The 10,659-nt window shown below is 55.3% G+C and carries 8 protein-coding genes and 1 tRNA gene; all 9 read right to left on the bottom strand.

Annotated elements, in window-relative coordinates:
- Nucleotides 1-95: 95 nt before the first annotated feature.
- On the bottom strand, nucleotides 96-608 hold the full coding sequence (locus ACFWW2_RS06830; protein ID WP_393927098.1) for an AAA family ATPase: 513 nt from the start codon (nucleotides 606-608) through the stop codon (nucleotides 96-98).
- The gene (locus ACFWW2_RS06825; RefSeq protein ID WP_393927097.1) at nucleotides 601-2,235 is read right to left on the bottom strand and encodes an ATP-dependent nuclease; all 1,635 of its coding nucleotides are present in this window, start codon (nucleotides 2,233-2,235) and stop codon (nucleotides 601-603) included. The genes ACFWW2_RS06830 and ACFWW2_RS06825 overlap by 8 nt, the downstream gene beginning before the upstream one ends.
- 360 nt (nucleotides 2,236-2,595) lie before the next feature.
- Entirely contained in the window at nucleotides 2,596-3,723 is a 1,128-nt protein-coding gene (locus ACFWW2_RS06820; protein WP_393927096.1) for an IS5 family transposase, read from the bottom strand.
- A 276-nt stretch (nucleotides 3,724-3,999) separates the two neighbouring features.
- Nucleotides 4,000-4,074, bottom strand: a tRNA-Gln gene (locus ACFWW2_RS06815).
- Between the two features lie 60 nt (nucleotides 4,075-4,134).
- Nucleotides 4,135-5,454, bottom strand: coding sequence for a mechanosensitive ion channel domain-containing protein (locus tag ACFWW2_RS06810; protein ID WP_393927095.1), 1,320 nt, complete (start codon nucleotides 5,452-5,454; stop codon nucleotides 4,135-4,137).
- A 61-nt stretch (nucleotides 5,455-5,515) separates the two neighbouring features.
- The gene (gene kdsA / locus ACFWW2_RS06805; protein WP_393927094.1) at nucleotides 5,516-6,349 is read right to left on the bottom strand and encodes a 3-deoxy-8-phosphooctulonate synthase; all 834 of its coding nucleotides are present in this window, start codon (nucleotides 6,347-6,349) and stop codon (nucleotides 5,516-5,518) included.
- On the bottom strand, nucleotides 6,349-7,860 hold the full coding sequence (locus ACFWW2_RS06800) for a capsule biosynthesis protein (protein ID WP_393927093.1): 1,512 nt from the start codon (nucleotides 7,858-7,860) through the stop codon (nucleotides 6,349-6,351). Before ACFWW2_RS06800 ends, kdsA begins: the two co-directional genes overlap by 1 nt.
- 37 nt (nucleotides 7,861-7,897) lie before the next feature.
- On the bottom strand, nucleotides 7,898-8,557 hold the full coding sequence (locus tag ACFWW2_RS06795) for an ABC transporter ATP-binding protein (RefSeq protein ID WP_393927092.1): 660 nt from the start codon (nucleotides 8,555-8,557) through the stop codon (nucleotides 7,898-7,900).
- A 624-nt stretch (nucleotides 8,558-9,181) separates the two neighbouring features.
- On the bottom strand, nucleotides 9,182-10,659 hold a 1,478-nt coding region (locus ACFWW2_RS06790), incomplete at its 5' end, for an SdrD B-like domain-containing protein (protein ID WP_393927091.1).

Raw genomic sequence — 10,659 nt, 5'->3', positions numbered from 1 at the left:
GCCATCTTCCAATACATCAATGGCTTCTACAATCCGCGCAGGCGGCACTCAGCTTTGGGCTGGAAAAGCCCGGTCGCTTTCGAACGGAAAGTGGCCTAAACGAGCACCTGGGGCGGCACAAAAACGTGACAGGTCCAGTTGAGCCCAACGATCAGCGCATGTTGGCTTTTGCTACAGTCCTGATACTCATCGACAAAAACGCAAGCATAGGTGGCAAGTATGATGTCATCGACGCTGCGGGAGCGGACGAGTTTTTCCGCAGCAGGATAAACCGCTGACCAGTCGTTGTTGTGCTGTGGGTTTGTGTTTTTGATACCAGATGTCTTAGGGTAGCTCTTCGCGTACCGAAGACTCCAGCTCGCAATTGTATCGAGCCGGTAAGCCGAAGCTGGCACATTTAGTCCGCGTAACCGCTTCTGCAATACGTCTACGCCCGCAAACGTATGGGTTAAAATGAGACAGCGTTTTGAAACTGTTGGATCATCGCCAATAGCTTTTACAGTGCGTACAATCTGCTCAGTCTTGCCGCATCCAGCGGCCGCGATAATACTGCCGGATTTGGTCGCGCGAATGGTTGCCGTTACTTCCTCTTGGGAAAGTTCAGGCATCGACCCAATGCCTCACGTCATTTATCGTTTTCGCCAGTGGCGTCTGGGGAATTTCTGGTAGACAGCCGAACACGATCCGTCCCAACTGCTCCCCGCGCGTCATATCTTTGAACCATGATCGATCTTCTTTGCCCCCTGAGCTCTTTTCAACTTTTAAAATGGCGGCCGAGGCCAACCATGCGCGATTAGCGTCAGACTCGGGAAGTGCGTCTAAGGCAACCCGATCAAGGTTTGCGGCACCGTCAGCCAAGCGAAGATTGCTCAAAACCCTACCTTCGCCGGAGGTCTCAAGAGCGTATTCGATTATTTTTCGCACGGTCCCCCATGGAACATCTAGAAAGATCCTGCGTTCGATATCGCAGCCGTCCGCCCATTCAGCGATTAGTCCCCCTGCTTCTTCAAATTTTTGTTTGTTGGCTGCGGATACAACAACATCCGTGTCAAGCAATGCGAAGCAGCAATAGCCGAGTTTCTGCATATGCAAACCGAGCTTCACGGCATTGTCGTTTCCGCCACCGTCAATTGCAACGACACCTTGATAGGCGAAGGACTCCTTGTCATTGGCGCACCACAGATCATCAAGTGCGCGCCAAAAACCAACCTCTGTTCGCCCTTCACCGATCAACAAGCGTGGAGCCAAAAACGCATGAGGACTGGATCTAACGTGCCGCTGTGCTGTTTCCGATTGCCCCTCAGCTGGCTGCGCGCATCTGACGGTGACGCTGCCTGCGCTGTTACGAACGCAATACAGTTCTGCGACATCCAATTCACAAACAACTACCGGTGAATGAGTTGTCAGGAAGGTTTGGTGAACGATAGGCGGTGCTTCGCCCTCCTGTGGGAAACCAGATCGTAGAAAACGCAACAGGCGCATTATGCGATGAGGCTCCAGCCCTAATTCAAGCTCATCCACCAATGTGATGTTCTGCTGCGGGCTTGAGTTTTGGACACCAGCTACCATAAGGCGTGACGAGCCGCTACCGAGTGTCCTCAGCGGCATATTGCCGTCATGCAAAGATACTGCACCTGAAGCGAGCATACCTGAATGGATATCTAATTGGGCTTCATATGCTTGGGCCTTGGGCACCAAGAAGTTCGCACCGACTTTCTCTGTAAGCTTTACAACCTCATCAAACGACGAACGGTCGCCTGCAGCGAATGATGCCTTTGCCTGTCTAACTGAACTAGCCAAAAGTTCAGACGCGTTTGGCCCTTTCTCGACTCTTCCAAGCACAGAGTTTCGACCCCAAGTGAGGTGGCGGTCTGCGTATTCTCCAAGGCGGTTGGGTGCGATGGACTTTGCGTCTTTGAACCCCAATCGAGGTGGCTCGCCTTCAAGACGCTCATTGAAAATTTCCCATCTCCATTCTAGGGTATCTGGGTCAAGCACGGCCCTGATCGTTAATGCGGTCTGGTCACCTTCAACCATTTCATCGTTTACTTTTTGATCCGTCTCGTTCCAGCCACGCAAGTGGAGCCCATATTTTTGATCCACGATCAAATCATCCGGTAGACCGACAAGAGTCAGATAGATCTCGGGTTTGCTAGTCGGGTTACAACCGAACAGATCTGGATCGCTTCCAGTGTAGCCAAATCGTGGGCCTAGACCGATTTCAATTGCGTCCAAAATCGTTGTCTTGCAGGAGTCACCTGGACCAATCAAACAGTTTACGGTTGGCGAGGGCGCCCAATCAAGTGACTTTATGCCTCAAAATTCTGAAATCGAAATATGCGCTATTTGCAATTGAGATAAGCCCGATAAGTAGCGAAAGAAATTTAGTTAGTGAGGTAGACGTTAGTTTAGAAACATGGTCGCCCGCAACCTGTAGGTGAAACCGATTTCGGATGACTGATATCCGCTTCCAGTAGGCTGGCTGGACTGCCTCGCGGTCGCAGCGAATGTTCGGATTCCGCCGATTCTGTGGAAAAACAACGTGTTGCGAGCGCAGAAAGTGGACAGCTGTATGGCGCGCAGGCGCCTTTCTTGTCAGGCTTTGCGTGTTTGCTGCGGTGCAGGAAAGATCTTGGCTAGTTTGCGGAGGTTCTGGGCGGCTGCGGCGAGGAGGAATTCGTCATTTGCGCCACATGGGCCGCGTAACCGGAGCCGCCCCAAGCCAAGGATCCGTTTGAGGTGGGCAAAGAGCATCTCGACCTTCTTGCGCAGCTTTGATGAGACTTTGTACTGGCGCGTTTTTCTGATGGCACGGGCGACATCTCTGGCGTCTTCATGTTCTTCACGGGTGATCTTGCGCTTCACCAGCCAGTCCAGCATCGGACCGGAGCCGTAGGCGGTGTCCGCGATCAGGCGTTCCGGATGCAAGTCGAACTTGGCTCTGACGCGGTTCAGCATGGTCTTCGTCGATCCCACCTCAGCCTGCCGGATCGATCTGGTCGCTTCGACATCAACGATAACACCGTGATCCGTGTCGATAAGATAGTTGTCGGAATAGCTAAAGAATGCAGGGCCTTTGCGCGCAGCAGTCCACTGACTGGCAGGGTCGGAAAAGGATGTGAACTTGGGCTGCACTTCACTGGCTGCACCAAAGGCAGCCTCATCCAGGGTGTTGAGATACTCGCGAACAGCGCGTGGTGCAGTGCCCACATCGATACGCGCCGGGTCCCATTCTTCCTTCGGGGCAGAGCACTGCCTGTTCGCATCAGCTTCGATCAAGCTGGCATCGACTGCCATGCGCTGACCGCTGACAAGGCCTTCGGTGATGCATCTCGCAACGGTCGTCTCAAACAGATGGCGCAGCAGTTCGCTCTCGCAGAAACGTCCATGTCGGTTCTTTGAAAAGGTTGAATGGTCTGGGATGCGGTCATTCAGGTCGAGACGGCAAAACCAGCGGTATGCCAGGTTCAAATGCACTTCTTCGCAGAGTCGCCGTTCCGACCGGATACCAAAGCAATAGCCGACCAGCAGCATCCGGATCAGCAGTTCGGGATCGACTGAAGGACGCCCTGTATGGCTGTAAAAATCGGCCAGATGAGCGCGAATGCTTCTCAGATCGACAAACTGGTCAATCGACCGCAACAGGTGATCTTGGGGGACATGATCTTCCAGCGAGAACTCATAAAACAATGCCGCCTGCGCTTCCTGCTTCGGTCCCAACATCGCCAATCCCCCCAATCAATGGGGGAATTGAATCAGCAGTTCAGGCCTCGATCAAGCATGAGTTTTTCAACAAAATACGCCCTTGGTGCCAAATCCCACGCCTTCAGAGCTCGCGCAACGCGGCAGTTATTGCAAACCAACAAACCGGCCAACTAAGCTGTCAGCCGACCACTCAAAGCGGCAGATATGGTGGAAGTTGCATTCTTACCCGACAAAAGTTGTAAGTCTCGCCGGACAAGTTGCGATTCACGCCGGACGACACACAGAGGAAGTGCTTGGCTGGGATGGTAGGATTCGAACCTACGGTACACTGTACCAAAAACAGTTGCCTTACCACTTGGCTACATCCCAGCAGCGTTGCGCTAGATACTGCGATGATCGGCGCGTATCAAGTACCGATTGTCAAAAATCTCATTCTTTTGGGGCGTCCTCGGACAACAGATCACCGGTTTCGCCGCCTTCGCGTTCGGCATCGATCATTTCTTCCAACTGCTCATCGCCGGTTGCCGCGACATCGCCGGGTTTCGATGGTTTTGCCGCCTTGGGTGCCGGAGCAACAGGCCGCTCTTCCGTTTCGGTGATCTGAGCCGTCTGCGCCCCCAGCATCTGGATCCGATAGGTCGTGTCCGGCACTTCCACGCCCGCTGCTTCGATCGCTTCCTTTACAAGGCGCAGTGTTTCGCCCCGCGCGCGCAAAAGGTCGGTTTCACGCTGATCAATCCAGCCAGTGACCGTCAGGAAAATGGCACCGTCGCCGATCCGGTTGATCCAGACCGCCGGTCCAGGCGCCTCGACCACAAAGGGCTGTGCGGCAACCGTTTCCGCCGCCAAGTCCCGGACCGCCCCTAGATCGGCGTCTGAGGCGACCCCGATCTCGAAATCGAACCGCCGTTCGGGGTTGCGCGAATAGTTGATGATCCGGCTTTTGAAAACGGTCGCGTTGGGGATGCGGATGTGGTTGCCGTCGAATGACAAAAGGATCGTCGCCCGGCTCGTCAGCTTGATGACCTTTCCCGTGTCACCGTTGATTTCCACCGCATCGTTGGGGCTGAACGGTTGCCGGATCGACAGCATGACCGACGCGATATAGTTTTCGACCGTGTCACGGACGGCAAAACCCAGCGCCAGACCGATGATCCCTGCCGCACCCAGGATCGTGCTGAGCAGGGCCGTCGCGTTCAAAACATCAAGTGCAACCACAATGCCGATGATGACAAACGCGATGCGGATGAACTGGCGGTATAGCTCGGCGATAAACGCATTTGGGGCCAACCGGTTCCAGGGTTGGCGCATGCGAGCGATCAGCACACCCACAAAGACGATGGCGATAAAGACGCAAAGGGCGATCAGGGCCAATGGCAGAAACGCGATCAATTGGTCCAGACGCGCCCTGAAACGATCAACCGCCGGGTCCAGCCGGGCGCCGATATCAGCGGTTTCAACCACATTGTTGCGGACGGCCACGACCCCTTCGACCCGGTTTGCCAGCGGTTCCAGTGCGGCTGCCTCGGCTGCGGAGGTTGTCGTGCCACGCATAGTCACGACGCCCTCGTTCACGATGACGGTCACATCGTCGTAATTTCCCAATTCACGCAGGATTTCCCGCAGCCTTTCGGCGATGGCAGCATCCTGGCTGGCAGAGTTTTCGGTGCCAATCATGCCGCCGGCCTCTTGGGCGGCGACAGGCAGGGCAAGGGTTAGCAGAAGGGCGAAAAGGGCAATAAGGCGCATGGGAAACTCGGGCGAATGGCATTGGACCAACCCTAGTGGCTGGCGGCAGCCTGTCCAAGCCCTAAACCCGCAGCGGGTCCGCCTTGGCCAGCGCGTCAAACTTCATCAGGCTTTGCACCAGCGCACCCATCTGATCAAGCGGGATCATGTTCGGCCCGTCGGACGGGGCGGTATCCGGATCCTCATGGGTTTCGATGAACACCGCCGCAATGCCAAGCGACACAGCGGCCCGCGCCATCACAGGGGCAAACTCGCGCTGCCCGCCCGAGCTGCTGCCCAAACCGCCCGGCTGCTGTATTGAATGGGTGGCATCCATAACCACTGGATAGCCGGTGCGCGCCATCGTGGGCAAACTGCGCATATCGGCAACCCAAGTGTTATAGCCAAATGACACTCCACGCTCCGTCAGCAAAATCCGCTTGTTTCCTGTACTTTCGATTTTGGATACCACATTGGGCATGTCCCATGGTGCCAGCCACTGCCCCTTCTTGACGTTGATCACAGCACCGGTTTCGCCCGCCGCCAGCAAGAGATCGGTTTGGCGACACAGGAAGGCCGGGATCTGCATGACATCGCAAACGGATGCGACCGTTGCGCAATGATCGGGCGCATGAATATCAGTCAGCACCGGGCAACCGATACTGTCCTTGACTGATTGCATGACTTTCAGACCCTCATCCATTCCAAGGCCGCGTTTGCCCTCCAGCGAGGTCCGATTGGCCTTGTCATAACTGCCTTTGAACACAAACTGCGCTCCGGCAGCGGCACAAACCTCGGCCATGTGGCCTGCAATCATCTGGGCGTGATCAGTCCCCTCCAACTGGCAGGGGCCAGCGATCACCAAGAGCGGGCGATCATTGCTGACCGTCAGCGCGCCAATCTGCACATCATGCATCAGGAACTGACCTGTTCGCGCAGGATAGAGGCGGTGAGTGAAATCATCAGATAAATCCCCGAAAAGATAAGAAACGCCAAGATCGTGTTTTCAAACGCGCGCGGATAAGTCGCCTCGTCCGGGGCGATGGGCCGCACGCTTTGCGACAGGTAGCGGACTTGCCGATTGGCTTCAATCCGGGCGGTTTCCATCTGTTCCAAGGCCTGCTGGACCAGCACCGTGCGGAAGGCATAGTTTTCCTCGGCCGTGCGCAATTCGGTGTTGCGGGCGGCCAGCGATGTTTCCGATGAGGTCCCGGTGGTCATTTCCGTACGCTTCTGGGCGATCAAGTCATCGATATTCGCAATCTGATCACGCAGGCTTTGCACCTGCAATTCGCTGGGCCGGGCCACATTCAGGCGTGATTGCAATATCAGGTTCAACCGCTGCCGTTCGGTTTCAAGCGATGTAATCTGCGCCATCCGGGCCGAGGTTTCGCTGGCCACATCAATCTGCTGAAAATCCTCCTGAATGCGTAAAAGATCACTCAGCGCTTCGGCCCGTTGGCGTTCGGCATCTTCAAAGCTTTCGCGCGCCCCGGCCATCTGATCGTCGCGCAGGCGGCTGGTCAGCTGGTCCACCTGTTCTTCGGCATAGCCGATCAGGGCATTGGCAAATTCCACGCTTTTGTCGGGATCAGCGGCAATGACCTCCATCCGGATGATGCCTTCGGTCGGATCATAGCTGATCTTGACGTGGTTGGTGTACAGGTCAAAGGCACTTTCGTTTGTGGCGTCGGCGGGCAGCCGCTGGATTTCGTCGATATCGCTATCCGAAAAATGTGATTTGAACCCGTGATCTTCGTCCAAACGCAGCATCGCCTCGCGTGAGGCCAGATAGGATTGCACCGCAATGCTGTCCTGCTGGGTCGCCATGGATGTGCCTTGAAACAGGCTGGCAAAGCCGCCAACCGGCTTTTGCGACTGGGCCTGCTGAATAACGATTTCGGAATTGGTGGCATACATTGGCGTTGCCATGGTGAAATAATACCAACCAACCAGAAACGTGGGCAGGAAGACGAAAAACGACAGACGGGTGAACAGCAGGGCCAGCTTGCGGCGGCGGCGCCGGGCAATGTCGCGCTGGATTGCAGCCACTTCCGAGATTGGTGCATTCGGGGCCTTAGAGGTCACCACCGGCATGGTGCTCTTGTCTTTTTTCAGGGCCTCGGGCAGTTGCGGTTGCTCTGGTGCCGCAGTCTTGCCGTCCTTGCCTTCGGTGACAAGCTCGAGCACGGAACTGCGCTGGAACGGATCAATGCCCGCCTTGCGCAGCTGATAGACCGCATCAAAATCCGAACTGACCGCCAGCCCGTTTTTCTGTGCGACACGGCGGGCCATACGCAACTGTCGGGCGGTTAGACCTTCCTTGGTGATCGCCTCGATCTCGGCCTCTTCGGCTGGGGTTGGCGGGGCTTCGGCCTCGGTCACCGTGACATCATCATCCTTCCCGGTCCCGGTCGGATCGAGCATATTCAACAACCGGCTGCGCCGTTGTATCCGAAATTTCTTAACCCTCGGTTTCGTAGTCATAGAGCCGTTTCGCCTCTTCCAAGGTGTCAAACATATGCAGCTGGCCGTTCTTTAGAACAGCCGCCGAGCGCGCAAATCTTTCTAGTGTCCCAGGCTGGTGCGACACAATGATGATTGTGGTCTTTTCCAGCCGCTCACGCAAAATCTGGCCCGCTTTGCGGTTGAATTCGGCATCCGTCGATGCGGGCATACCTTCGTCGATCAAGTAAATCTCGAAATCCAGCGCCAGCATCAAGGCAAAGGAAAACCGGGCCGCCATGCCAGCGGAATAGGTGCCGACAGGCATGTCGAAATATTCTTCCAAACCACAAAGCCAGCGACAGAAGGCTTCGACGTAATCAGGATCAAGCCCGTATAGACGCGCGATATAGCGGCTGTTTTCCATGGCGGAATGCTTTTGGGTCACGCCGCCCATAAACCCCAGCGGGAATGATATCTTGCTGGTCCGGGTAATGGTGCCTTCATCCGGTTTTTCCAGACCGGCCATCATCTTGATCAGGGTGGTTTTGCCCGTGCCATTGGGCGCCAGAATGCCCAGTGAATTGCCCAGCTCAACCCGAAAGGACACGCGGTCAAGGATCACCTTGCGCTGCGTGCCGGTCCAGAACGACTTGCTGACATTTGCGAACTCTATCATCTTGGTCCAGCTTTGGGCAGTTTCGTCATGACGACAATAGGTTAACACCCTATCACAATCAGCGCATTATCCCTAAAATACGGCGGTAATACAGCGACAATGGCGTGATATGGGGATTTCGGTGGGTGCCTGGCTGTGTCAGAGCCGCGCTGCGGTCAGAACCGCGGCGACCGTTCTCTGTAATTTGGGAACCAATTCTGCCTCAAACCAGGGATGCTTGCGCAGCCACGCGTTGTTACGCCATGACGGGTGAGGCAGCACGAAAGTTCCCGGCGCATGAGCCCGCCAATTGGCCACGATATCCGATATGTGGATAGAAAACCCTGTCCTCATGGTCCGCTTTTGTTTGCAGAACCAAGGAACAACGAAAACTCTTGGGTCCATTCGCCCGACACACTGCAAGATGCAGCAACTGGACCCAAGATAGCGTGTCCCAAGACGGATATTAAGCCAAACGAGTCTCGCGCAAGTTGGTCCCTCAACTTATTGTACATTTAAACCAGTATTTTAAGTTAGGGTCATCACACGTTTTTTTCCTCCTGAATCACGTCACGAAACTGAAATCAATGGGTCCTGACCCTAACACTTCAATCAATTGGTGGTTCGTCCCCATCCGCTTCCGGCCTAACAAACGCAGTCTTGCATCAAGTCGTCGAATAACACGGTCACGATGAACGCCTGATCATAATCTGTATCTTCTGTTGCCCCTGCCTGCACTTCGGTTGGATCCAGAATGATCGTCATCAGATCGCCTTCACCAGCTTCAAAACCGTCGCCCTCTTGAAGTGCGAGAGCAAGAAGCTCTTCCACGTTTTCCTGCGTCCCATTATAGAAGTCGCCCACGAAAACGGGAATGTTCATCTGCGAATTGCCATCTGTCAGACCCCAGATCGCATGTTGGATTTCAGCTTCGGTATAGTCGCGGCCGACTGATGGCCCACTGACGTCACCATTGCTTGTTTCGGTGAAGTTCTGGTTCAGCAGCCAGTTGATCGCATCAAGGTTCTCAACCAGGTTGTTGGTGAAAATACCGCCATCCACTGCGCTTTCCGTACCGGCATAAAGATCCATGCTCACTTCGATATCAGCGATGAAATCCTCCTCTCGTTCGATGCAATATGCGGATTCGATGCTCAGACCATCCAAACGGCTGTCACCGGTGCCATTAATGGTTGATGAATAGCCAAGACCTGCCCGGAAGTTGCCTTGTGTCGTTGCAGCCGCCATTGGCAGGGTTTCGGCAATCGTTTCCACTGTATTCAGAGCGCCTTTGACCTCGACCGTCACCATGGCGTCATCTGTGCCATCCCGACCGTCCGAGATCGTATAGACGAAACTGTCATTCAAGGTCGTCCCGATGAGGATATCTGCGGCCGCAACACCATCCAGTACAGCATTTGTGCTGTCATACTCCAACGCACCAGCCTGATTCAACGACACGACAGCACCGCTTTCCAGCGTTGTGCTTTCGCCTGCCGCCAGTGCAACACCGTTGACGGTTGCCAACGTGACAATGTCATTGTCTGCATCCGTATCATTTGCCAAGACGTCAATCGTGGTCGTTTCAAGCGCACACACCATGGCCGCATCATCTGTCGCAACAGGTGCCGCGTTTTCCGCCACAAAGCCGGCATCAACCGTCAAATCGGTTTCGCCGATACCCAGAACGATGTCCCCGGTTTGCCCTGTCGTGGCGTCAGCATCACTATCGGCCGCATCGTTGCCGGTATTCGCGGTTGTAAAGTCAAATCCGTCGGCTTCTTCAAACAGAACGCTGTATGTGCCCGCATCCAGGTCGTCGAAAAGATAGGTACCGTCGGCTGCCGTTGTGGTCGTGGCAATGACGATGTCATCTTCATCCAGCAGAGTGACACCAATGTCGGCCAGCGTCGCCTCGCCAGTGTCAAAGGATCCGTTCCCGTTTTCGTCGATAAACACCGTGTCTCCCAAGGAGGCTGTCCCCGGATCGGCGATGCCGGCGTCGACATTGCGGATTGCGTCGCCGATGTTCACCATCACGGGGGCTGTGGTGGCTGTGCCGTCGCCATTGTCCACCGCGTCGCTGTCGGTCGTGTCGTCTCCGCCCTGATCGGGGGTCACAA

The organism is Yoonia sp. R2-816, assembly GCF_046762905.1.
Classification (GTDB): Bacteria; Pseudomonadota; Alphaproteobacteria; order Rhodobacterales; family Rhodobacteraceae; genus Yoonia.
Note: the sequence above shows the minus strand (reverse complement) of the source record. Positions and strands in the feature narration are given on the sequence as shown.